This is a genomic window from Methylobacterium litchii (assembly GCF_038442315.1).
In the GTDB taxonomy this organism is placed as follows: Bacteria; Pseudomonadota; Alphaproteobacteria; order Rhizobiales; family Beijerinckiaceae; genus Methylobacterium; species Methylobacterium litchii.
Genome location: NZ_JBBXMY010000018.1, coordinates 23,456 through 46,330 on the forward strand (window position 1 = coordinate 23,456; position 22,875 = coordinate 46,330).

Consider the following 22,875-nt stretch of genomic DNA (forward strand, 5'->3'; position numbering starts at 1 on the left):
GGCCATGACCGACCACATCACGATCAGCGACGGCGAAAACGGCGTCCGCCTCATCGTCATCGACCGGCCTCAGAAGAAGAACGCCCTGACCGGCGCGATGTACGACGCGATGCGCGGGGCGCTCGAAGAAGCCGACGCCTCGACGGCGATCCGCGCCGTCGTCTTCGCCGGCCAGCCAGGGGTGTTCAGCGCCGGCAACGACCTCGCGGATTTCCTGGGCCAGGCGCGGAACGGCTTCACCGATGCGCCGGCCCTGCGGTTCATCCGCCAACTGGCTCGCACCGACACCCCGATGGTCGCCGCCGTGGACGGCATCGCCGTCGGCATCGGCGCGACGCTGACGCTCCATTGCGACCTCGTCTATGCCAGCCCGGTGGCGCGGCTGCGGATGCCCTTCGTGGAACTCGGCCTCGTGCCGGAGGCCGCATCGAGCTACCTGCTGCCCCTGCGGGTCGGGCGGTTGAAGGCCACGGAGCTGCTGCTCCTCTCCGAAACCCTGGATGCCGACGCCGCCTATGCGCTTGGCCTCGTCAACGCGGTGATGCCCGCCGACATGGTGGTGGAGCACGCCCTCACGCAGGCCGCCCGCCTCGCCGCCCTGCCGCAGGGGGCGCTGGCCGCCTCGCGCAGGTTGATCCGGGGCGACCGGGAAAGGGTCGAAGCCGCCCTGGAGGCGGAGGCCAAGGCCTTCGACGTGCAGTTGCAATCGCCGGAATCACAGCAGCGGCTGCAGGCCTTCCTGTCGCGCGCCAAGCCCGCCTGAGCCGTGGCCGCGCCCGATCTCTCCGACAAGATCTGTCTCGTGGCCGGCGCCTCGCGGGGCGTCGGCCGGGGGCTGGCGCGCGCCCTGGGGAAGGGCGGCGCGACCGTGATCGTCACCGCCCGGTCGAGCGAGACCGGTCCGCGCACCGAGATGCGCAGCGAGGCCATCGAGGACACCGCCCGCATGGTCGACCTCGCCGGAGGGCGGGGGCACCATTACCTGTGCGACCACCGCTCCGAGCGGGCGACGGACGAGATGGTCCATTGGGTGCTCCGGCGCTTCGGCCGGATCGACGTCGTGGCCAGCGCCGTCTGGGGTGGGAACGAGGGCTTCGACGGCGAGCGCTACGCCGACGGCACCGCCTGGGGTACGCCGTTCTGGCGCCGCTCGGCCGAACCCTATCTCGGGCTGCTGCAGGCCGGTCCCGTACCCGCCCTGCTCCTTGCCCGCGCCGTGGCGCCGGCCATGGTCGCCGCCCGTTCGGGCCTCCTCGCCCTGGTCTCGTTCGGGACGGCGGACGCCTATCTCGGCGACATCTTCTACGATTCCGCGAAGGCCGCCGAGAACCGCCTCGCCCTGGCCTTCGCCCGCGAACTCGCGCCGCACGGCGTGACGGCCCTCGGCCTCTCGCCCGGCGCGGTGGCGACCGAGCGCGCGCGCGAGATCGGCGAGGAGGACCCGCCCGGCGAGACCCCGCTCTATGCCGGTCGGGCGCTTGCGGCGCTCGCCGCCGATCCGGGTGTGTCGGCCTTCGCCGGTCAGGTGCTCCACGCCGGAGACCTCGCCCGGCGCTACGGCTTCACCGATGCGGACGGCGCTCAGCCCGAGCGGCTGCGGCTCACGGAGTAGGCCGCCCGCGAAAATCGGCCTCAATTGCAGCGCAGGGTTCCAGTAAAGATGCTATGATGCCGGTGGAGTTCGTTCTACCGGCTAAGGTTGTGAGGCATCGATGAGCCGTAAGTCGGACGTGAACACGGCTCCGCGGGTTCTGCTCGTGTTTCCAAAGTTCTACGAAAACTCGATGTGGAACTTCAAGGAAGCCATGGAAATCCAGGGCGCCCGCGCTGCGGCGCCGCCGCTCGGCCTGATAACCTTGGCTGCGATGCTGCCGGAGGCGTGGCGGATCACCCTCATCAACGCCAATTGCGAACCGCTGACCGACGAGGCGATCCGCGCCGCCGACCTCGTGATGACCGGCGGGATGCTGCCGCAGGAGCCGGATTGCCTGGGCATCATCGAGCGATGCCGCACGCTCGGCACACCGGTCTGCGTCGGCGGCCCGGCCCCGACCTCGACGCCGGACGTGTACGACCGCGCGGACTTCGTCGTAGCCGGCGAGGCCGAGGGGATCCTGCCCGAGTTCGTCGCCGCCTGGGAGCGCGGCGAGCGCCGGGGCCGCTTCACCGCCGCGAAGTTCAAAGCGGACGTGACCACGAGCCCGATTCCGCGCTTCGATCTGCTCACCTTCAGCCACTACCTGTATATCGGCGTGCAATTCTCGCGCGGGTGCCCATTCACCTGCGAGTTCTGCGACATTATCGAGCTTTATGGCCGCTCGCCGCGCACCAAGACCGCGCCGCAGATGCTGGCCGAACTCGATCGCCTCTTCGCCCTCGGCTATCGCGGCCATGTCGACTTCGTCGATGACAACCTGATCGGCAACAAGAAGGCGATCAAGCTCTTCCTGCCCCACCTGATCGCGTGGCAGGAGGCGCACGGCTACCCGTTCAAGTTCTCGACCGAGGCCTCCCTTAACCTCGCGGACGATGACGAACTGCTCGTCCTCATGCGCCGGGCGAATTTCTTCGCCCTGTTCATCGGCATCGAGACGCCGGACGAGGCGACGCTGATCCAGACGCAGAAGAAGCAGAACACCCGCCGGTCCATCGCGGAGAGCGTCCACAAGCTCTACGAGGCCGGCATGTTCGTGACGGCGGGCTTCATCGTCGGCTTCGACAGCGAGAAGGACAGCATCACCCGCGCCATGGCGACCTGTATCGCGGACACGGGCATCCCCATCGCCATGGTTGGCCTGCTGTTCGCGTTGCCGAACACGCAGCTCTCCCGGCGGCTGCGGCGCGAGGGGCGGCTCTATGCGAACTACGCCGAGACCACCGCCGACCAGGGCGACCAGTGCACCCAGGGGCTGAACTTCGTGACCTCACGCCCGCAGCGGGACGTTCTGGCTGATTATCGCGGTGTCCTGAAGGAGATCTACGAGCCGAACGCGTTCTTCGCCCGGGTGCGCGAGACGGGGCGACGCTTGAACCGCCCGCGATTCGCGGCGCAGCGCATCCAATGGGGCGCGGTGGCGAAGGATCTCGCCTCCCTCACGCGGATCATGTGGCGGGTCTCCGTCCGCCGTCCGGACCTCGCCAAGCTCGCCTGGAGCGTCTTCGTCGAGACCGCCCGGCGCAACCCCGCCGCCCTGGAGGCGGTGGTCACGAACATCGTGATCTACCTCCACGTCTATCCGTTCTCCCGCTACGTGATGCAGGAGATCGACGCCCGGCTCGCTGCCACTGACGCGGGGGCCTGGGTGCAACCGCCGGTGCTCGCGCCGGAATTGGAAACCACCGCGACCGGCCGGGTCGGCCGGGTAACGGTGGAGCATTTCGCGGCCGTCGCTTGACGGGATGCGGGATAAGCCCATCCTAGAAAACTCGCGGCCATCGGCTCTATTTGATGGGTTGGTGCAAGCTGCGTCGGCCGGCGCCGTGACAAATTGTCAGCCCGCGGCTAAGCTTGTCGGAGCTCGTGCGTCAGCGTGCGGGTCCGGAAGCAGTCAGGAGGTCTGAGAGTTTCTCGATGGCAGGCCAGAAGACGGACCAGCGCGACGTATACATCGGTCAGCGCATTGCCGAGCAGCGGCGGAAGGCCTCGCTGACGCAGCGCCGGGTCGCACAAAGCTTCGGCATGTCGGCGGCGCAGCTTCAGAAATACGAGAAGGGGACCAACCGCATCAGCGCGGTCCATCTCGATATCTTCTCCCGGATGATCGGTGTGCCGATGGAATACTTTTTCCGGGGCATGCCGAACGGCGACGAGGGGCAGGATGGGTTCGCCGAGGACGCCCAGGTGCCCTACGCGGAAGGGGGGCTGACCGGCCTCGCCGACCTCGTGGGCCGGCACATCAACGAATCCTTCCCGGACGAAACGCGCCGCGACATCGCCGCGGCCGTACACGTCCTCGAAAGGCGGTTGCGCGGCTGACGCGCAACGCTCGTCCTTTATAACGAACGAATTCGTCGGATCGTCTTGACCCTTTGGCGGGTGGGTGGGAAAAGCCTCACCCTAAGGGTGCGCAGCCGTGAGGGCCGAACGCCCGCGACCTTTAGGCGACGAGAGAACCGATGGCGCGTTCGAATTACCTCTTCACCAGCGAATCGGTGTCCGAAGGGCACCCGGACAAGGTGAGCGACCGCATCTCCGACACCGTCGTGGATGCCTACATCGCCGCGATGCCGGAAGCCCGCCTCGGCGTCGAGACCCTGACGACCACGAACCGCGTCGTCATCGCCGGTGAGGTGCGCGGCCCCGATTCGGTGACCTTCAAGGACCTGGAGGAGCTGACCCGCGAAGCCGTGAAGGACATCGGCTACGAGCAGGACGGCTTCCACTGGAAGAACAACGAGGTGCAGATCTACCTGCACGCGCAGTCCGCCGACATCGCCCAGGGCGTGGACGCGGCCGGCAACAAGGACGAGGGTGCCGGCGACCAGGGCATCATGTTCGGCTACGCTTCGGACGAGACGCCCGAGCTGATGCCGGCCCCGCTCTTCTATGCCCACAAGATCCTCAAGGACCTCGCCGACGCCCGCAAGGCGAAGCAGGGCGACGCCGCCAAGCTCGGGCCCGACGCCAAGAGCCAAGTGACGGTGCGCTACGAGAACGGCCGCCCGGTCGAGGTCACGCAGATCGTGCTCTCCACCCAGCACCTCGACGAGAACCTCGATTCGGCCGACGTCCGTGCCATCGTGGAGCCCTACATCCTGAAGGCCCTGCCGCAGGGCTGGGTGAACGAGGGCACCGTCTGGCACGTCAACCCGACCGGCAAGTTCGTGATCGGCGGTCCGGACGGCGATTGCGGCCTCACCGGCCGCAAGATCATCGTGGACACCTACGGCGGCGCGGCCCCGCACGGCGGCGGCGCCTTCTCTGGCAAGGACCCGACGAAGGTGGACCGCTCGGCCGCCTACGCCGCCCGCTACCTCGCCAAGAACGTGGTGGCCGCCGGTCTCGCCTCGCGGGCGACGATCCAGCTCTCCTACGCCATCGGCGTCTCCAAGCCGCTGTCGATCTACGTCGACCTGCACGGCACGGGGAAGGTGGACGAGGCCAAGCTCGAAGCCGTCCTGATGGACGCCATCGACCTCTCGCCCCGCGGCATCCGCACGGCGCTCGGCCTCAACAAGCCGATCTACGCCCGCACCGCCGCCTACGGCCATTTCGGCCGGGCGCCCGAGGCGGACGGCGGCTTCTCCTGGGAGCGCACCGACCTCGCCGACAAGCTCCGCTCGACCCTCGCCTGACCCTGCCATGACCGGGAGGGCGGATGTCCCTCCCACGACGGAGGGCGAACACGAGGACGGCCTGGAGGAGGCGGATCGCGCCTTCTTCGGCCGTCGCAAGGGCAAGCGCCTGCGGGACGCGCAGGAGACCCGCCTCGAAACCCTGCTGCCGGCCCTGCGGATCGACCTGCCGCCGGGCGGCGGCCGGATCGATCCCCGGACCCTGTTCGGGCAGATGGACACCACGCCGGACGAGATCTGGCTGGAGATCGGGTTCGGCGGTGGCGAGCACCTCGCCGCCCGGGCCGCGCAGCATCCCCGGATCGGCTTCATCGGCGCCGAAGCCTTCGTAAACGGCGTGGTGAAGCTCCTCGCCGACGTCGAGGCGCGGGCCTTGCGCAATGTCCGCGTGCGCGATGGCGACGTGGCGCCGCTCCTCGCCCGCCTGCCGGATGCCTGCCTCGGGCAGGTCAGCCTGCTCTATCCCGATCCCTGGCCGAAGCGGCGCCAGCGCAAGCGGCGCTTCGTCTCGGACGACTCGCTGGCGCAGATCGCCCGCCTCCTGAAGGATGGCGGCGTGTTCCGCTTCGCCAGCGACATCGACGATTACGCCGGATGGACCCTGGCACGGGTCGCCCGCTGCCCGGACCTGCGCTGGGAGGCGACCTCGTCCCGCGACTGGCTGCAACCGTTCCCCGGCTGGCCCGGCACCCGCTACGAGGCGAAGGCCATCGCCACCGGACGGCGGCCGACCTACCTCGAATTCGTCCGGAATACCCGCTGACAAGTCGGGTCCGCGACACCGGCAGCCTTGCCGCCGCCACGCTTGAGCCCCATCCTTGGGGCGCGGGTTGGCTGGATTTGGTGGCGGCTGAGGACGCTCAAATCCCGTCGAGCCGCGCGTCCAAGGGTTCCTGGCGTGACGGGACGGGTGAAGCACGATTCCATGGCGATCGACGCGCGCCGGTCGGCTTTCGACGGGGCGCTGGTCGGGCTCGCCCTGCTCGCGGGTGACGGCGAGAGCGTGCTCGTGGCCAACCCGGCGCTGCACGCCCTCCTGGCGCGGCCATCGGGTAGCCTCGATGGGGCGCCCGTTTCGGACCTCGCCGCCGATGCGGCCTCCCTCCAGTCCGGCATCCGCGTCTGGCGGCGGGCGGACGGCGTCGAGATCGACGTCCGCGTGCGCCGCTCCGGCGACACGCTGGTGGTCGAGGCGGTGGACCCGGACGAGGCCGCCCATTCCGAGGCGAACCGCGATGCCATGGCCGCCGCCGGGCTCGGCGAATGGCGCTGGGACCGGGCGAGCGGTGATCTCACCCTGTCCCACCGGGCCGCGCGCATCCTCGGCCAGCCGCCGGGACGCTCCGTCACCTGGGGCGTGCTGCGGCCCTTCCTCATCGAGCCCGAGCGGGTCTCGCGACTGATCGAGGCGGCCGTGGAGAGCCTGGAGCCCTACCGGTTCGAGACGCGCCTCGCCATCGAGGGGCGCGGAATCGTCGTGCAGGTGAGCGGGCAGGCCCTCACCGACGAGGCCGGCGCGGTCAGCGGCATGGTCGGCGTGGTGCAGGACATCACCACGCGGATCGAGACCCGCAGCGAGTTGCAGGCCCACGACCACCGCCTGCGCGCCGCGACGGCGGTCGCCAAGCTCGGCATCTTCGAGTGGCACATGCTCGATGACCACGCGGTCTGGGAGAATGACCGCATGTACGAGATCTTCGGGCACGCGTCCGAGGACGGCACAATCGGCAAGACCGAGTTCCTGAGCGGCATCCTCCATGCCGACGACCGGGCGGCGGTGCGCAAGGCGATCTCGGCGGCCCTGCGCGAGGACCGCGACCTCCACATCAGCGGGCGCATCCGGCGCAAGTCCGACGGGGCGTGGCGCACCATCGACATGGCGGGCCGGTTCGAGCGCGACGCCCCCGACCGGCTGCCCCGTCGCCTGATCGGCGTGGTCGCCGACGTGACCGACCGCCGCCTCGCGGAGGAACGGCAGACCCTGCTGATCCGCGAGTTGCACCACCGGGTGAAGAACACCCTGGCCACGGTGCAGGCCATCGTCGGTTCGACGGCGCGAACGGCGACGGACATCGACAGCTTCTACGAGGCGTTCGTCGGCCGCATCAAATCGCTGGCCCACACCCATTCGGTGCTCACCGAGGCGACGTGGCAGACGGCCTCCCTCACCGGCCTCCTCGTCAACGAGTTGCGCCCCTACGCCGAGGTGGCCGAGGCAGGGGGCGAGGACGGGCGCGTCGTCCTCGAAGGCCCATCCATCGACCTGCCCTCCGACATCGCGGTGCCGGTGGGCATGGCGATCCACGAACTCACCACCAACGCCGCGAAGTACGGGGCGCTCTCGAACCGCACCGGCCGCGTCACCGTCGCCTGGGATCTGGAACCGGGCGGCCCCGCCGGCACGTTGCGCCTCACTTGGCGCGAGAGCGGCGGACCCGTGGTGCAACCGCCCCGCCGCCAGGGCTTCGGCTCGCGCCTCCTGCACCGGGTGCTCATCACCCAGGTCCAGGCCGAGGTGACGACCGATTATTCGCCCGATGGGTTCTCCCTCACCATGCGCGCGCCGCTACCGCCACGGAACGCGAGCCTGAACCCGCTGGCCTGAAGCAGGGCTCCGCCATTGACTTTCGCACCGCAGCGCAGCATATGCGGCATGCAGCGTCAGCGGCCACATCGATGGACCGCCTGAGGGGGCTGCGTGACGGACGGGCTTCAGCGCCGCGGTCCGGCCCCCCTCTTCATAACGTGCATGCACCCGGACGGCCCCATCACGCGGGCTTTCCCCACTCGATGGACCGCCCATACGGTGCCGCAGCCTCTCGCGCGGCCGGCCGGTCTGCTGCGACGGATATCACCTTGACCCAGTTCTCCGATTTCGGCCTCGCTCCGCCCGTGCTCCGGGCGCTCGAGGAGGCCGGCTACACCACGCCGACGCCGATCCAGGCGCAGGCGATCCGCCCCGCCATGGAAGGCCGCGACCTCTGCGGCATCGCCCAGACCGGCACCGGCAAGACCGCCGCCTTCGCCCTTCCGATCCTCCACCGCCTCAGCCTGGAAGACCGCCGCCCGCCCCGTCGCGGCTGCCGCGTCCTCGTCCTGTCGCCGACCCGTGAGCTGGCCAACCAGATCGCCGATTCGTTCTCCGAGTACGGCAAGCACCTGCGCTACACGAACACCGTGGTGTTCGGCGGCGTCACCATCGGCCGCCAGGAGCGGGCGCTGGCACCGGGCGTCGACATCCTCGTGGCCACGCCGGGCCGGCTGATCGATCTCGTCGACCGCCGCTCGCTGACCCTCGAAGGCGTCGAGATCCTGGTCCTCGACGAGGCCGACCAGATGCTCGACCTCGGCTTCATCCACGCCCTGAAGCGCATCGTGCGGATGCTGCCCGCGAAGCGCCAGAGCCTGTTCTTCTCGGCCACCATGCCGAAGAACATCGCCGGCCTCGCCGCGCAGTACCTCAATGACCCGGTGCAGGTCGCGGTGACGCCCGTCGCCACCACCGCCGAGCGCGTCGAGCAGCAGGTGATCTTCGCCCATACCGGCGCGAAGCAGGCGCTGCTCGCCCACATCCTGCGCGATCCGGCCATCGACCGGGTGCTGGTCTTCACCCGCACCAAGCACGGCGCCGACCGGGTGGTGCGCGGCCTCGACAAGTCGGGCATCGCCGGCGCCGCCATCCACGGCAACAAGAGCCAGCCCCAGCGCGAGCGCGCCCTCCAGGCGTTCCGCGACGGCGAGTGCCGCGTGCTCGTCGCCACCGACATCGCCGCGCGCGGCATCGATGTCGATGGCGTCAGCCACGTCGTGAACTTCGACCTGCCGAACGTGCCGGAGAGCTACGTCCACCGGATCGGCCGCACGGCCCGTGCCGGTAAGGACGGTCTCGCCATCTCGTTCTGCAACGACGAGGAGCGCGCCTACCTCCGCGACATCGAGCGGCTGACCCGCCAGAAGGTGCCGGTCGTCGGCTTCCCCGAGGGGTTCACGGCCCCCTCCGGCGAGGCCGCCGCCGAGATCGCCCGCGAGGAGGCCCGCCGGCCCCCGCGCCAGCAGCAGCAGCCGCGCGGCGCTCGCCCGCAGGACGGTCGCGGCCGTCCGGGCCAGGGTCGTCCGCAGCAGGGCCGCGCCGAGGGCTCCCGTCCCGGTGCCGGCCCCGGCCAGCACCGCCAGGGCCAGAACGGTCAGGCGCGTCCGGCCGAGGGGCGTCCGCACGGGCGTCCCGCGCAGGGCGCTCGCCCGGCGCAGGGTCGCGACGGGCAGGGCCGCGACGCCCGCCCGCAGCAGCCGCGCTCCGGCCGGGACAACCGTCCGCGCCAGGGCGAGGCGTCCGGCCGTGGCGGCAATGACGGCCGCAGCATCGGCTGGCTCGACCGCGCCCCGCGCTCGTAACCGCCCCGTCTTCCGACGGGCCGCATCGACCTTATCTTGAGGCCACCCGGCCGCGACGCGTTCCGCGTCGCGGCCGTTTTCGTGGGAGACGGTGATGCGCTTCGAACTCTACCGGGATGCCGGCGGCCAATGGCGCTGGCGCCTGCGCGCCCGCAACGGCGAGATCATCGCCGAATCGGGCGAGGGCTATGTCCGCCGCGAGGATTGCGAGCACGGCATCAACCTCGTGCGCCAAAGCGCCGAGGCGAAGATCGAGGACATGACGACGAAGATTGCCTGATCGTCAGCAAGAAGGGGTGACGGGGCGGCCGCCCCGCCACCCCCGCCCATCGCGTCGCGAGCCGCCCTGCGCTATGGTGCCGGTTCGGCACGGTCGGCGTCAGATCCGACCGGCCGCGAGGAAACGCGGACCTTTCGCCATGAACGATATCGCCGAGCGTCACGCGGAGGCGCGTGCGTCGCGTGACCTCTGGCAATCGATCCCGCTCGATTGCATCCTGTGCGCGGTGTTCGTGTTCGTCGCGGCGGGGCTCACGCTCGCCGGGGTGTTTCCTTGAGGGCGGCCCGATGCAGGTTTCCGGCACTGCGGACGAGACCACCGCGGAGACGCCACAGGGCGACCTGACGGTGCGCACCATCGCCATGCCCGCCGACACCAACGCCAACGGCGACATCTTCGGCGGCTGGGTGCTGTCGCAGATGGATCAGGCGGGCGGCATCGCGGGCGTCGAGCGGGCGCGGGGGCGGGTCGTCACCGTGGCGCTCGACGGCATGACCTTCCTGCGCCCGGTCTCCGTGGGTGATGTGCTCTGCGTCTATACCCGCGTGTCCCATGTCGGCCGCACCTCGATGAAGATCGAGGTCGAGGCCTGGGCGCGGCGCTTCCGCACCCAGCACCGGGAGAAGGTCACGCGGGCGACCTTTACCTTCGTCGCCATCGACGACGAGGGCCGCCCGCGCGCGATCGCTACTTGATTACCCCGCAGGCGATGCGGTCGCCCGCGCCGCCGATGGGCTGGGTGGTGTGGTCGTCCTCGTTGGCGTGGATGATCAGCGCCGAGCCGTCTCCGTCCTTGAGCCCGCCCTCACCGGTCAGAGCCGTCTCGGACGAGACCTCGGCATTGGCCGAGCCGTCCTGATTGGCGAAGATGTTCGGCAGGTCGCCCTCGTCCGGCCCGTCCGGGTTGAGCAGGCCGTGCTTGCTCTGGTCGTGGTTCACGTGGGCCTTGGAGTTCATGAACTTCGGATCGGAGCAATCGCCGACCGCGTGGAAATGGATGCCGTGCCAGCCGGGGGGCAGGCCGCCGGGCTGAATGGTCAGGCGCAGGACGAGGGTGTTCGCCCCGTCGCGGATCGCGAGCTTGCCGATCGTGTCGCCCTTGGCGTTCTTGATCGGGCTCTCGTAGGTCTCGGGGGTGGCGGGTTTGGCCGCGTCCTTCGCGGGCTCCTGCGCCAGAGCCCCGCTTGCCGCGAAGGACCCCAGTGCGGCGAGCAGCGTCAGCGTGCGTGTCATACGATAGCCCTCTTCTCTGGCCGCGGTTAGGTAGGGGTCGCGGGCGGCGCCGACACCCCTGCCCGAGACCGGAGACACATGACCCGCGAGCGGCAGAGGGCCGACCTCTATCTGGTGGAGCACGGCCATTTCGAGAGCCGCGCCCGGGCGCAGGCGGCCATTCGCGCCGGGCGCGTGCGGGTGGACGGGCGCGTGCTCGCCCGCGCCTCCGAGACGATCCCGCCGGGCGCGGCGGTGGAGGCGGAGCCCGAGCATCCCTTCGCCTCGCGCGGCGGGCTGAAGCTCAGCGCCGCCCTCGACGCCTTCGGCCTCGATCCGGCGGGCCTGCCCTGCCTCGATGTCGGCGCCTCGACCGGCGGCTTCACCGACGTGCTGCTCAGGCGCGGCGCGGCGCATGTCCACGCGATCGATGTCGGGCGCGATCAGCTCCATCCACGGTTGCGGGTGGATCCGAGGGTGACGAGCCGCGAGGGGGTCGATATCCGTAGCCTCGCACCCGGCAGTCTCGATCCGGCGCCGCGCCTCGCCAGCGTGGATGTCAGCTTCATCTCCCTGCGCCTCGTCCTGCCGGCCCTGTGGCCGCTGCTGGCGCCGAGGGCGTTCCTCGTCACGCTGATCAAGCCGCAATTCGAGGCGGGGCGCGAGCGGGTCGGGCGCGGCGGGATCGTCCGCGATCCCGAAATCCATGCGGAGGTCTGCGCGATGGTGCGCGGTCTCCTCGAAGGCCGGGGGGCCACGATCCTCGGCCTCGTGCCGTCGCCCGTCGAGGGTGGGGACGGCAATGTCGAATTTCTGATGGGGGCGAAGCTGCCGTGAGCGAGAGCGTCGAGATCATTCGCCTGGGCGCGCGCGGCGACGGCATCGCGCAGGACGGGACCATCGTGCCCTACACCCTGCCGGGGGAGCGCGCCGTGATCCGCCGGGAGGGCTCGCGGGCCGAACTCGAGGCGATCGAGCAGGCGTCGCCGGAGCGGGTGGAGCCGTTCTGCCCCTACTTCATGCGCTGCGGCGGGTGCCGCACCCAGCATCTCGCCCGCGAGCCGGAACTGGAATGGAAGCGGGGCATCGTCGCGAACGGGCTCGCGCAGGCGGGCCTCCCCGTCGCGCCGGAGCCGGCCCTCGACGCCCACGGGGCGGGACGGCGGCGGCTGACGCTGCATGTCCGCTTCGTCGAGGGGCGGACGGAGGCAGGGCTGATGGAGGCGCGCAGCCATGCCCTCGTGGACCTCGACCATTGCCCGATCACCGTGCCGGCCCTGCACCGGGGGCCGGATGTCGCCCGCGCCCTGTCGGTGCCGATCGGCGGCGGCCGCAAGCCCCTCGACGTGGCGGTGAGCGCCACCGACCAGGGGCTCGATGTCGACATCCGCGGCCATGGGGCGGTCTCGCCGGGTGCCAGCGCCGCTCTCGTCCGCATCGCGGGGGAACTCGGCCTCGCCCGGCTCTCGCTTCATGGGGAGCGGCTCATGGAGGCCGAGCCGGTCTCGATCGCCGGCGAGGGCGAGGGCCGGCGGCTGTTTCCGTCGCCCGGCGGCTTTCTGCAGGCGACGGCGGCGGGGCAGGCGATCCTCACCGGCCTCGTCCTCGACGCCCTTGGCCCGAAGGTGAAGAAGGTGGCCGACCTGTTCTCGGGTTGCGGCCCGCTGGCGCTCGCCATGGCGAGCCGGGCCTCCGTCCACGCGGTGGAAAGCGAGGCCTCCGCGCTCGCCGGGCTCGACCGCTCGGTGCGGGCGGCGACCGGCCTGAAGCGCATCACCCAGGAGCGGCGCGACCTGTTTCGCCGCCCCCTCCTGCCCCTCGAACTCAAGGCCTACGACGCCGTGGTGTTCGATCCGCCCCGTGCGGGCGCCGAGGCGCAGGCGAAGCAGCTCGCGGCGTCCACCGTGCCCCTCGTCGTCGGCGTGTCCTGCGATGCCGGGACCTTCGCCCGCGACGCAGCCACCCTGGTCGCGGGGGGCTACCGCCTGGAGCGGGTGACGCCGGTCGATCAGTTCCGCCATGCCGGGCATGTGGAGATGGTCGGCGTGTTCCGGCGCGAGAAAGCCCGGCGCTAGGACGAGGCAACTGTCGCGCGCATCGCACGTTTTTCCGGCGACGGAGACCCGGACGATGCGCGCCACAACCCTCTCCCTGTTGATTGCCTCGCTCATGCTGCCGGGTTCGGCCCTGGCGCAGAGCCGCGTGGCCCCCGACGAGACCGGCACCGGAGGCGGTCCGCGCTCCACCATCACGGCGCCCAACACCAACAGCCTCGGCGTCACGAAGCCGCCGGGCACGTCCATGGGGCCGGGGGAGGTGCCGTCCTCGCGCGAGCAGCGGCGGGAGCGCGCCCTGACCAACCGCATCGACAACAGCATCTGCGACGGCTGCAACTGAGGCAGCCCGGCGGCGCTGTCACGGAACCTTCAAGAAACGGCGCCACATGCCCTCGGTCCCTTGCGCCTCCCGCCCGCCTGCGGGATGCCGGGGCCGCCACAGCCGCCGCGTCCCTGAAGAGATTCCCGCGTGATCTTCATCCATCAGCCTGTCACGGAGGCCGGCCAGCGCCTGCTCGAACGCCGGGCCGTGAATCTGCAGGACGTGATCCCCGAGGACACGATCTGGCTCGACCTCATCCGCCCGACCCGCGAGGAGGAGCTGAAGGTCGAGGAATTCGCCGGGATCGAGGTGCCGACCCGCGAGGAGATGAAGGACATCGAGCCGTCCGAACTCCTCTATGTCGAGGACGGTGCCCGGTACATGACCGGCCGCGTGCTCTCGAAGGTCAGCGATTCGGAGGAGCCGGGGCTCGCCGGCATCACCTTCATCCTCCGGGGCAACCGGCTGATCACCGTGCGCTACGAGGAGCCGCAATCCTTCCGCATGTTCGCGCAGCGGGCGGGGCGGGCCACCGGCAACGGCCACGCCACCGTCGCCTCCGGCGACGCGATCCTCGCCGGGCTGATCGAGGCGGTGATCGACCGGGCGGCGGACGTGCTCCAGCTTCAGGGCGAGCGGATCGACCGCCTGTCGGGGTCGATCTTCGAGGTGCAGGACGATCCGAGCGCCCGCAACACCGCGCTGCAGGACACCCTGCGGGCGTTGGGCCGGCACGGGGACCTCATCTCTAAGCAGCGCGAGAGCCTCGTCTCGATGGAGCGGATCCTGCTCTCGCTCTCGGCGACCTACCGCACCAACAAGGCGCCCCGCGACCTGCGCGAGGATGTGCGCTCCACCCTGCGCGATCTGCAATCGCTGGAAGAGCACGCCACCTTCCTCTCCACCAAGATCCAGTTCCTGCTCGACGCGACCCTCGGCCTCGTGAACTTGGAGCAGAACAACATCATCAAGCTGTTCTCGGTCATGGCCGTGGTGTTCATGCCTCCGACGCTGATTGCGTCGATCTACGGCATGAACTTCAAGTCCATCCCCGAACTGGACTGGTCCTTCGGCTACCCGATGGCCGTGGTGATGATGGTGGTGGCGGCCGTGCTGCCCTACGCCTTCTTCCGCTGGAAGCGCTGGCTGTGACGAACACCGCCGGATAGGCGCGTCACGCCGCTGTCGCGCGGGCTTGCCATAGGGCCCTCCTCACCACGAGGAGGAGCCCCATGGCCCTGGACCGTCGCCGTTTTGTCCTCACGGGGGCCTCCGGCCTCGTCGGCGCGAGCCTCGGACTGGGCAGGCCCTACCTGAGCCGCGCCGCCGACCGGCCCGCCCTCTCGCACGGGCTGCAATCCGGCGATGTCGGCAGCGATACGGCCATGGTCTGGGCGCGGGCCGACCGGCCCTGCCGGGCGATGATCGAGTGGTCGACCACCGAGAGCTTCGCGCAGGTCCGGGGCGGCGTCTTCGCCGACGCCCTGCCCGAGACGGACGGGACGGTGAAGGTCGCCCTCGAAGGCCTCCCCGCCGGCCAGGACATCTTCTATCGCGTCAGCCTCGAAGACCTCGCCGCGCCGACGATCCGCAGTCCGCGGCAGGTCGGGTGCTTCCGCACGGCGCCGGCCGACCGGCGCTCGGTGTCGTTCTGCTGGTCGGGGGACACGGCGGGCCAGGGCTGGGGGATCGACGAATCCCGTGGCGGCATGACGATCTATGCGGCCATCGCCAAGAACCGGCCGGACTTCTTCCTCCATTCCGGCGACACGATCTACGCCGACGGGCCGATCCAGGCCGAGGTGAAGCTGCCCGACGGCACCCTCTGGCGAAACCGCGTGACCGAGGAGGTCTCGAAGCCGGCCGAATCCCTCGCCGAGTTCCGGGGTCGCTATAAGTACAACCTGCTCGACAAAAACCTGCTCGCGCTGAACGCCCAGGTCCCGATGCTGGCGCAGTGGGACGACCACGAGGTCACCAACAACTGGTGGCCGGGCGAGCCCCTGACCCGCGCCGAGCACCTGCGGAAGAAGTACGCCGACCCGAACGTCCTGGCGTTGCAGGTCCGCGCGGCCCGGGCTTTCCACGAATACATGCCGATGCGCTTCGATCCGGCGGAGCCGGGCCGGGTCTACCGCAAGATCTCCTACGGACCGCTGGTCGACGTGTTCATGCTCGACATGCGCAGCTATCGCGGCGCCAACGGCGAGAACCGCCAGACGGAGTACGGGCCGGATTCCTTCTTCCTCGGCCCGCAGCAACTGGCGTGGCTGAAGCGGGAACTGGTCTCGTCGCGGGCGACGTGGAAGGTGATCGCCGCCGACATGCCGCTCGGCCTCGTCGTCGTCTACGACAGCGACCGCAACTTCGGCTCCGAGGCCGTGGCGCAGGGCGACGGCCCGGCCCTCGGCCGCGAGCTGGAGGTCGCCGACCTGCTGCGCTTCATCAAGGCGGCGGGGGTGCGCAACACCGTGTGGCTGACGGCGGACGTGCACTACACGGCGGCGCATTTCTACGACCCGAACAAGGCGCAGTTCCAGGATTTCGAGCCGTTCTGGGAGTTCGTCTCCGGCCCGCTCCATGCGGGCACCTTCGGGCCGAACGCCCTCGACAACACCTTCGGCCCGCAGCTGCGCTACGTGAAGGCGCCGCCGGCGGGGCAGGTGAACGTGTCCCCGGCGGCGGGCCTGCAGTTCTTCGGCCACGTCGCGGTGGACGGGCGCACGGAGCAGATGACCGTGACCCTCAAGGACGCCGCCGACACCGACCTGTGGCATGTCACCCTCACCCCCGCGCGGGGGTGAGGGCGCTGCCGCTCAGGCGGTGGTGATGTACTCGCGCAGGGCTTGGTGCTCGGCCTCGACGGTGGCGATGCGGCGCGCCACCACGTCGCCGATGGAGACGATACCAACGAGGCGTCCGCCCTCGCAGACCGGGATGTGGCGGAAGCGACCGTTGGTCATCAGCTCCATCACGTCCTCGATCGTCGTGGAGCGGTTGCAGGTCGTCACGTTGGCCGTCATGTGGTCACCGACCGGGGCGTCGAGGGTGGCCGCGCCGAGCCGGGCCAGGGCGCGCATGATGTCCCGCTCCGAGACGATCCCGGCCACCGTGCCGTCGGGATGCGCGACGACGAGGGCGCCGATGCGCTTCTCAGCCAGGATGTGAATGACGTCCCCGAGGGTCTTCTCCGGGCCTACCGTGGCCACCGAAGCTCCCTTCTCCGACAGAATCCGCGCGACGGTCATCGACCCCTCCCTGTCATCGGTTGGGTGCGCCGTCAGCTCCGGCGCACCGGTTGCGACATGCGGGCCGGGTTGGTCCCGGCTCTCGATCGTGGCCGAGTGTGTGATTGTTCCGGCGCCCTGGCAAGGCCGCCGGTCAGCGCGTTGGGGGAAATTTCCTGTCGAGCAGCGGGAAGAGCAGGAAGCCGGCGATGAAGCCGCCGAGATGCGCGTCCCACGCCACCGCCGCGCTCTCGGCGCCGAGCGGCAGGCTCACGATGCCGAACAGCAGGTTGGTGACGAACCAGATCGCCAGGAACGACACCACCGTGCGATTGCGCAGCAATTCGGGGATCGTCTCGGCCGGGCGGTGGGCGGGCCTCTGCCAGGGCTGCGTGCCGTAGCCCGAGACCGGCGGCTGGAACACGAAGCGTGCCGCCGCCGCCATGAGGGCCGAGATGCCCGCCGAGGCCCCGACCAAGGGCGTGGCGCTCAGCGGATCGATCAGGATGTGCAGCAGGCCGCCCGCGAGGATGCCCGCCAGGGCAAGGGCGCCGTAGCGCCACGCCCCGCACCGCCGGGCCACGGGCGTACCGAAGGCCGCGAGCCACACGCTGTTGAACAGCACATGCATCCACGAGCCGTGGAGCAGGGCGTAGGTCGCCAGCGTCCAGGGCTCCAGGCTCTGCTGGCCGGTGACGTAGCGCGCGAAGGCCTCCCGCATCGCCGCGACATCGGGATCCCCCGAGGCTGCCGCCTGGATGACCTCCGCGACGCGGCTCGGATCGAACCACACCGTCCACCGGGCGGGGACCAGGGCGAGGTCGAGCACGACCTGGATGTCGCGCACGTCCGAGAGGAGGTATTCGCGAATCGCTTGGATCGCGACGATCACGGCGATGGAGGCCGTGACCACCCCCGGCATGTTGAAGACCGGGGCACGGCTCTGGCGGGGGAAGTCGGGCGAAGCGTCCATTGCCCCACATGTTGTCACGGGGAAGTTGCGGACAAGCCCGCGATGCCACACGAAGGCGATTCCCCGCCGTGCAACTCCTTCTCAGCGTTGTGTTGTGCCGGAGGGCACAGGCTTCAGTGGCGATCAACCTTAACCAAAGCGTAACTCGCCGGATGCATCGGCGCGCCCGAGGGCATAGGGATTGCGGACAGGGACGGTAACCGCCCGATGCGCGGCCGCAGACGTCGTCCAGACGTTTCGGAACGGGCATCCACGAGGCACTTTTGTACCGATCCGGGACAGACATGAAGCATCCCACAAGTCATCTGCTTCACGCTTACTGGGAAAAGCTCCGCGGTGATCGTGCCGCGCCGGAGCGGGCCGAAATTGAGCCTGGCGAAATCCGTCATCTTCTAGCGGATAGCCTGATCCTGGAGCTCGACGTGCCGGCGCGCTCCGCCATCATCCGTCTTGCGGGGACGCGGGTCTGCGCCCTCTACGGCCGGGAATTGCGTGGCCAGCCCTTCAGCGCCCTCTGGGGCGACCGGGCCTGCGACGCTTGGCGCCTCGCGGAGACGGTCGCCCTCGACACGCTCGGCGTCGTGGCGGGCCTGCGCGGCGTGAACCGCGCGGAGGAGGGGGTCGATCTCGAACTTCTGCTGCTGCCCCTGCGCCACCGGGGCCGCCCACATGTCCGCGCCCTCGGGGCGCTGAGCTTCGTCGGGGCGCCGCCCTGGCTCGGCCTGAAGCCCGTGGAGCGGGCCGAGACGACCTCCCTGCGTATCCTGGCGCCGCGCAGCCGCAGCGCCCGCCCGCCCGCCGCCGGGCCGGGCGAGGGCATTCGCCGCGTCTTGATGCCCGATGCGCCGGTGCGGCGGGGGCACCTGATGGTCCATCCCGGCGGTCGCGCCTGAGCCGGTCCAACATTCTGACGAAAGAGCGACAGGAACCGTGCCGGTGAAGGCTTTCCGTAACTCGTGATCACTACGGTTGCCGCAGCGAAGCTTACTCGGCGACTGATCTTGGCATGATCGCGGTGGATGCCGGCCCACTCCAGACTTTGAGAAGTCGCCCCGTCGTGGGTGTGGCGTCGGACCGTCGCCAGCACCAGCGGGTGCGCGTGGCCGTGCTCGGCCGCTACATGCTCTCCGACCGGCGCGAATATCCCTGCCAGACCGTCGACATGTCGCCCGGCGGCGTCCGCCTGACCTGCGCCGTCCTCGGCGAGATCGGCGAGCGGGTGGTGCTCTACCTCGAATTCATCGGCCGGATCGAAGGGGTCGTGGCCCGGCACACGGCAGGCGGCTTCGCGGTGAAGCTCGCCGCGACGTCGCGCAAGCGCGACAAGCTCGCCTCCCAGCTCACGTGGCTCGCCAACCGCGAGATCCTCGGCCTGCCCGAGGGCCGCAGCCACGAGCGCGTCGTGCCGGAGAAGCCCGGCGTCACCCTGAAGCTGGAGAACGGCCGCGAAGTCATGGCGCGGCTCATCGACATCTCGCTGTCAGGCGCCGCCATCACTTGCAACGCGACCCCGCCGATGGGCAGCATCGTCGTGGTCGGCAGCACGCCGAGTCGGCTGGTGCGCGTGTTCGAGGGCGGGTTCGGCGTGCAGTTCCTGCTGCCGCTCTCCCCCGACCGCTTCCACGCCGGGATGGTCCTGTAGGAGCCCGGCTCAGATCTTCTTGGCGAGTTCCGCTGCCGTCTGCTCCGGCGGGCGGGAGATGTCGAGGGCGCCGAGGAAGCGATTCTGCGCGTCCATCACGTACACGATCGCCGTGTGCTCCATGACGTAGTCGCCCTTCTGGTCCGGCACCTTGCGGGCATAGGCGCGGTAGGCCTTCTCGACGGCGGTGATCTGCTCCGGCGTGCCGGTGAGGCCGGTGATGCGCGGATCGAAGCTCGACAGGTAGGTCTTCAGGCTCGCCGGATCGTCGCGCTCGGGATCGACGGTCACGAAGGCGACCTTCATGGCCTTGGCCTTGGGGCCGAGGGCCGCCAGCACGTCGGAGATCTGCTGCAGCGTCGTCGGGCAGACGTCGGGGCAATGGGTGAAGCCGAAGAAGACGAGGTGCGTCGCCCCGCCGAAATCCTTCTCCGTCACCGTGCGCCCATCCTGGTTCACGAGGGTGAACGGGCCACCCACGGTGGCCGTGCCGACGGACGTCGCCTCCGGCCGCAGCATCACGAAGGCGGCGGCGGTGATGCCGACGAGCCCCAGGCAGAAGGCGAGGAGCGGAATGAGGGCGCGGCGCATGGCGTGATCAACCCCGGCACTGGTGTGCCGGGGTGGTGCACCGAACGGACGCGGTCTTCAAGCCCGCACGTCGCCGCCGGGCGGGGCGGACCCGCTCAGGGCTTGCGGGCGGGCTCGGCGGCCTGCGCGTCCTTCGGCTTCTCCTTGCCGAGGTAGATGTATTCCGGCGCCGCGCGGAGCTGGTCCTTCGTGGTGTCGATCGTGGCCTTCAGGGTGTCGTTGTCGCCCCGGCTGACCTTGATCGCGGTGGGGTCGATGGCGACGTATTTCGCGCCGAGCCCGAGGAAGCCGCCGACGCCGACGATCCACGCCTTCACCTGCTGCTTCTCGTCGAGGACGAGGTCGGCGATCTGGCCGATCGTCTCGTTCGCGCCGTTGGTGACGCTGAGGCCCACGAGCTTGCTCGACACCATGTCGGAGGGCGCCTGGGCGACGAATTTCGGGCGCAGGTCGTCGGAGAGTGTCGCCGGCTTGGCGGCCACGGGACCGCCGGCCGCCGGGGTGTCGGCGTTCTGGGCGAGCGCCGGGACGAGGGCGGCGGTGACGAGGGCCGTCGCCAGGGCGACGGTCGCGAGCGGGTTGCGCATGGTGCGGGAGCCTTCCGGTCGGGCAGCCGCGTCGGCTGCGACGCCCGCTCAAGGGTCAGCGGCACCGCAGGGTTCCACGGGCGATGTTGAAAACGTTGCGCTTTGCCGGCTGAGCGGCGATAGCCCGTCCCCGATGCCCCGCCTGACCCTCTACCAGCCCGACATCCCGCAGAATGCCGGCACGATGATGCGCATGGCGGCCTGCCTCGGCCTGCCGGTGGAGATCGTGGAGCCGGCGGGGTTCGACGTGTCGGACCGGCACCTGCGCCGCTCCGGCCTCGATTATCTCGACCACGTCGCCATCACCCGCCACCGCTCCTTCGCGGCCTTCGAGGCGTGGCGCCGGGAGGCGGGGGCCCGCCTCGTCCTCGCCACCACGAGCGGCGCCGTGCCCTATACGGATTTCGCCTTCCGCCCCGGCGATTGCGTGATGGTCGGGCGCGAATCGGCCGGCGTGCCGGAGGCGGTCCATGCCGCCGCCGACGCCCGCGTCGTGGTGCCGATGCGCTCCGGGATGCGCTCCCTCAACGTCGCCGTGGCGGCGGCGATGATCCTCGGCGAAGCCCTCCGGCAGGTCGGGGACGCAACGGATCGCCCCGAGCGGGCTTGACCCGACAGACCCCTTCAGCCCGCACCCACCCGAGAGACGCCTTGCCGGATCAGTTCCAACCCCGTCCGTCCCGCCGCCATGCCGATCTCGGGCCGGACTTCTTCGACGTCGTCGCCGCGGCGCGTTTCCCGAAGACCGTCCTGCGCCATCGCAATCAGCCCTGGGCCGAGCGGGTGGGCCTCGGCGGCCTGACGGACGAGGACTGGGTCGCCCATTTCGGCCGGTTCGAGCCGCTTCCGGGCAGCTTCGAGGAGCCCCTGGCGCTGCGCTACCACGGGCACCAGTTCCGCTCGTACAACCCCGAACTCGGGGACGGGCGCGGCTTCCTGTTCGCGCAGCTCCACGACCTGAAGGACGGGCGGCTCCTCGATCTCGGCACCAAGGGCAGCGGCACCACGCCGTGGTCGCGCACCGCCGACGGGCGCCTGACCCTCAAGGGCGGGGTGCGCGAAGTGCTGGCGACCTCCATGCTGGAGGCGCTGGGCGTCACCACGTCGAAGTCCTTCAGCCTGATCGAGACCGGCGAGGACCTGATCCGGGGCGACGAGCCCTCGCCCACGCGCTCCTCGGTGCTGGTGCGGCTCTCGCACGGGCATATCCGCATCGGCACGTTCCAGCGCTTCCTGGCGCTGGAGCAGCCGGAGAACGTCGGCAAGCTCCTCGACCACACCATCGCCACCCACATGCCGGACCTCTGGCGCGAGAGCGTCGAGGACCGCGCCGCCGCCTTCCTTGAGGACGTGACGGTGCGCGTGGCGCGGATGGGCGCGCAATGGGCGGCGGCGGGCTTCGTCCACGGGGTGCTCAACACCGACAACATCAACGTCACCGGCGAGAGCTTCGATTACGGCCCCTGGCGCTTCCTGCCGGAATTCGACCCGAACTTCACGGCGGCCTATTTCGACCAATCCGGCCTCTACAGCTTCGGCCGCCAGCCCGAGGCCCTATTCTGGAACCTGTGCCGGCTGGCCGATTGCCTGCTGGCGCTCGCCCCGCAGGCACGGCTGGAAAAGGCCCTCGAAGGGTTCGGCCCGGCCCTGCAGGAGGGCTTCGCGCAGGCCCTGTTCGCCCGGCTCGGCCTCGCCCCGGCGCCTCAGGCCGAGACTGACCGCCTCGTCGCCGCGATCTGGCGCTTCCTCGGCGACAGCCGGGCGCCGTTCGAGCGGTTCTTCTTCGATTGGCGCGGGGGTCTCGCCAGCGCGGAGCGCGCCGCCGCGAGCCCGAGCGCGAGCCATTACGCGGCCGAGGGCTTCGCCCCGGTGCGGGCCGCCTTCGAGGGCGTGGAAGCCTCGGCGGACGCGCGCCTCGATCACCCGTATTTCGCAGGCGAGCCCTGCACGATGCTGATCGACGAGGTCGAGGCGCTGTGGGCGCCCATCGCGGAGCGGGACGATTGGTCCGTCTACGAGGCCAAGCTCGCGCGGATCGGGGAGATGGCGGACGCCTACGGCACCGCGCCCGCGCCGGTCTGATCGGCCTGCGCGGCGAGCGCCTCGGCCTCGATCCGGCGGCGCTCCTCGGCGTGGCCGGCAGCGATGGCCATCTCCATCAGGCGCTGCGTCAGGCGCAGCACCAGCCAGAACAGGGCGAGGCAGAACAGGGTGGCGGCGGCGGCCTTGAGTGGATCCACGCGTCTCCCCTATTGCGGCAGGGCCGATCGGAGTGATCGGTTGCGCCCCACATAGAT

26 protein-coding genes are annotated in these 22,875 nt (G+C 70.3%); 20 read left to right on the top strand and 6 right to left on the bottom strand.

Annotation, left to right across the window (positions count from 1 at the left end; genetic code table 11):
• Positions 1-4: 4 nt before the first annotated feature.
• The 11 genes from AAHF99_RS22930 to yciA all read left to right on the top strand — a co-directional run bounded on the left by AAHF99_RS22930 (position 5) and on the right by yciA (position 10,662).
• On the top strand, positions 5-763 hold the full coding sequence (locus tag AAHF99_RS22930) for an enoyl-CoA hydratase-related protein (protein WP_342166733.1): 759 nt from the start codon (positions 5-7) through the stop codon (positions 761-763).
• 39 nt (positions 764-802) lie between these two features.
• Positions 803-1,612: an SDR family NAD(P)-dependent oxidoreductase gene (locus AAHF99_RS22935; RefSeq protein ID WP_342166780.1), complete on the top strand. Its 810-nt coding sequence runs from the start codon at positions 803-805 to the stop codon at positions 1,610-1,612.
• Positions 1,613-1,712: 100 nt separating this feature from the next.
• On the top strand, positions 1,713-3,395 hold the full coding sequence (locus AAHF99_RS22940) for a B12-binding domain-containing radical SAM protein (protein ID WP_342166734.1): 1,683 nt from the start codon (positions 1,713-1,715) through the stop codon (positions 3,393-3,395).
• Positions 3,396-3,571: 176 nt separating this feature from the next.
• Positions 3,572-3,976, top strand: coding sequence for a helix-turn-helix domain-containing protein (locus AAHF99_RS22945; RefSeq protein WP_342166781.1), 405 nt, complete (start codon positions 3,572-3,574; stop codon positions 3,974-3,976).
• Positions 3,977-4,116: 140 nt separating this feature from the next.
• Entirely contained in the window at positions 4,117-5,295 is a 1,179-nt protein-coding gene (metK, locus tag AAHF99_RS22950) for a methionine adenosyltransferase (protein WP_342166735.1), read from the top strand.
• Positions 5,296-5,302: 7 nt separating this feature from the next.
• Positions 5,303-6,058 carry a tRNA (guanine(46)-N(7))-methyltransferase TrmB gene (gene trmB, locus AAHF99_RS22955; protein WP_342166736.1) on the top strand — a complete coding sequence of 252 codons (756 nt, stop codon included), beginning with the start codon at positions 5,303-5,305 and terminating at the stop codon, positions 6,056-6,058.
• Between the two features lie 162 nt (positions 6,059-6,220).
• On the top strand, positions 6,221-7,900 hold the full coding sequence (locus AAHF99_RS22960; RefSeq protein ID WP_342166737.1) for a sensor histidine kinase: 1,680 nt from the start codon (positions 6,221-6,223) through the stop codon (positions 7,898-7,900).
• Positions 7,901-8,151: 251 nt separating this feature from the next.
• Positions 8,152-9,687 carry a DEAD/DEAH box helicase gene (locus tag AAHF99_RS22965; RefSeq protein ID WP_342166738.1) on the top strand — a complete coding sequence of 512 codons (1,536 nt, stop codon included), beginning with the start codon at positions 8,152-8,154 and terminating at the stop codon, positions 9,685-9,687.
• A gap of 94 nt (positions 9,688-9,781) precedes the next feature.
• Positions 9,782-9,967, top strand: coding sequence for a YegP family protein (locus tag AAHF99_RS22970; protein WP_243952373.1), 186 nt, complete (start codon positions 9,782-9,784; stop codon positions 9,965-9,967).
• Positions 9,968-10,106: 139 nt separating this feature from the next.
• Complete coding sequence (locus AAHF99_RS22975) at positions 10,107-10,244, top strand: hypothetical protein (RefSeq protein WP_243952376.1); 138 nt, start codon at positions 10,107-10,109, stop codon at positions 10,242-10,244.
• 10 nt (positions 10,245-10,254) lie between these two features.
• Positions 10,255-10,662 carry an acyl-CoA thioester hydrolase YciA gene (gene yciA / locus AAHF99_RS22980; protein WP_342166739.1) on the top strand — a complete coding sequence of 136 codons (408 nt, stop codon included), beginning with the start codon at positions 10,255-10,257 and terminating at the stop codon, positions 10,660-10,662.
• Here yciA and AAHF99_RS22985 read toward each other — a convergent pair.
• A complete protein-coding gene (locus AAHF99_RS22985) occupies positions 10,655-11,200 on the bottom strand; it encodes a superoxide dismutase family protein (protein ID WP_342166740.1) in 546 nt (181 codons plus the stop codon). The genes yciA and AAHF99_RS22985 overlap by 8 nt on opposite strands.
• Before the next feature lie 78 nt (positions 11,201-11,278).
• Here AAHF99_RS22985 and AAHF99_RS22990 point away from each other — a divergent pair, with 78 nt between their 5' ends.
• The 5 genes from AAHF99_RS22990 to AAHF99_RS23010 all read left to right on the top strand — a co-directional run bounded on the left by AAHF99_RS22990 (position 11,279) and on the right by AAHF99_RS23010 (position 16,362).
• The gene (locus tag AAHF99_RS22990) at positions 11,279-12,016 is read left to right on the top strand and encodes a TlyA family RNA methyltransferase (protein ID WP_342166741.1); all 738 of its coding nucleotides are present in this window, start codon (positions 11,279-11,281) and stop codon (positions 12,014-12,016) included.
• Positions 12,013-13,254: a class I SAM-dependent RNA methyltransferase gene (locus AAHF99_RS22995; RefSeq protein WP_342166742.1), complete on the top strand. Its 1,242-nt coding sequence runs from the start codon at positions 12,013-12,015 to the stop codon at positions 13,252-13,254. The genes AAHF99_RS22990 and AAHF99_RS22995 overlap by 4 nt, the downstream gene beginning before the upstream one ends.
• Positions 13,255-13,309: 55 nt before the next feature.
• Complete coding sequence (locus AAHF99_RS23000; RefSeq protein WP_342166743.1) at positions 13,310-13,576, top strand: hypothetical protein; 267 nt, start codon at positions 13,310-13,312, stop codon at positions 13,574-13,576.
• Between the two features lie 129 nt (positions 13,577-13,705).
• On the top strand, positions 13,706-14,710 hold the full coding sequence (locus tag AAHF99_RS23005) for a magnesium transporter CorA family protein (protein ID WP_342166744.1): 1,005 nt from the start codon (positions 13,706-13,708) through the stop codon (positions 14,708-14,710).
• Between the two features lie 80 nt (positions 14,711-14,790).
• Positions 14,791-16,362: an alkaline phosphatase D family protein gene (locus AAHF99_RS23010; protein WP_342166745.1), complete on the top strand. Its 1,572-nt coding sequence runs from the start codon at positions 14,791-14,793 to the stop codon at positions 16,360-16,362.
• A gap of 12 nt (positions 16,363-16,374) precedes the next feature.
• Here the strand turns inward: AAHF99_RS23010 and AAHF99_RS23015 are convergent, their stop codons facing one another.
• Together AAHF99_RS23015 and AAHF99_RS23020 are read right to left on the bottom strand one after the other, a co-directional pair.
• Positions 16,375-16,806 carry a CBS domain-containing protein gene (locus tag AAHF99_RS23015; RefSeq protein ID WP_342166746.1) on the bottom strand — a complete coding sequence of 144 codons (432 nt, stop codon included), beginning with the start codon at positions 16,804-16,806 and terminating at the stop codon, positions 16,375-16,377.
• Positions 16,807-16,939: 133 nt separating this feature from the next.
• Positions 16,940-17,758 carry a rhomboid family intramembrane serine protease gene (locus AAHF99_RS23020; RefSeq protein ID WP_342166747.1) on the bottom strand — a complete coding sequence of 273 codons (819 nt, stop codon included), beginning with the start codon at positions 17,756-17,758 and terminating at the stop codon, positions 16,940-16,942.
• A 284-nt stretch (positions 17,759-18,042) separates the two neighbouring features.
• Here AAHF99_RS23020 and AAHF99_RS23025 point away from each other — a divergent pair, with 284 nt between their 5' ends.
• Together AAHF99_RS23025 and AAHF99_RS23030 are read left to right on the top strand one after the other, a co-directional pair.
• Positions 18,043-18,651: a PAS domain-containing protein gene (locus AAHF99_RS23025; RefSeq protein ID WP_243952387.1), complete on the top strand. Its 609-nt coding sequence runs from the start codon at positions 18,043-18,045 to the stop codon at positions 18,649-18,651.
• A 113-nt stretch (positions 18,652-18,764) separates the two neighbouring features.
• Positions 18,765-19,400 carry a PilZ domain-containing protein gene (locus AAHF99_RS23030; protein WP_342166748.1) on the top strand — a complete coding sequence of 212 codons (636 nt, stop codon included), beginning with the start codon at positions 18,765-18,767 and terminating at the stop codon, positions 19,398-19,400.
• A 9-nt stretch (positions 19,401-19,409) separates the two neighbouring features.
• On the opposite strand, the gene AAHF99_RS23035 is transcribed toward AAHF99_RS23030, so the two are convergent.
• Both AAHF99_RS23035 and AAHF99_RS23040 read right to left on the bottom strand, forming a co-directional pair.
• Positions 19,410-19,991 (bottom strand): SCO family protein, encoded by a 582-nt coding sequence (locus tag AAHF99_RS23035; protein ID WP_342166749.1) that lies wholly within the window; start codon positions 19,989-19,991, stop codon positions 19,410-19,412.
• A 95-nt stretch (positions 19,992-20,086) separates the two neighbouring features.
• Positions 20,087-20,578 (bottom strand): PRC-barrel domain-containing protein, encoded by a 492-nt coding sequence (locus AAHF99_RS23040; protein WP_342166750.1) that lies wholly within the window; start codon positions 20,576-20,578, stop codon positions 20,087-20,089.
• Between the two features lie 133 nt (positions 20,579-20,711).
• Between AAHF99_RS23040 and AAHF99_RS23045 the strand changes: the two genes are divergently transcribed.
• On the top strand, positions 20,712-21,188 hold the full coding sequence (locus AAHF99_RS23045; RefSeq protein WP_342166751.1) for a tRNA (cytidine(34)-2'-O)-methyltransferase: 477 nt from the start codon (positions 20,712-20,714) through the stop codon (positions 21,186-21,188).
• A gap of 41 nt (positions 21,189-21,229) precedes the next feature.
• On the top strand, positions 21,230-22,660 hold the full coding sequence (locus AAHF99_RS23050; protein WP_342166752.1) for a protein adenylyltransferase SelO: 1,431 nt from the start codon (positions 21,230-21,232) through the stop codon (positions 22,658-22,660).
• Here the strand turns inward: AAHF99_RS23050 and AAHF99_RS23055 are convergent.
• Entirely contained in the window at positions 22,633-22,818 is a 186-nt protein-coding gene (locus AAHF99_RS23055; protein ID WP_342166753.1) for a hypothetical protein, read from the bottom strand. The genes AAHF99_RS23050 and AAHF99_RS23055 overlap by 28 nt on opposite strands.
• Between the last annotated feature and the right edge of the window lie 57 nt (positions 22,819-22,875).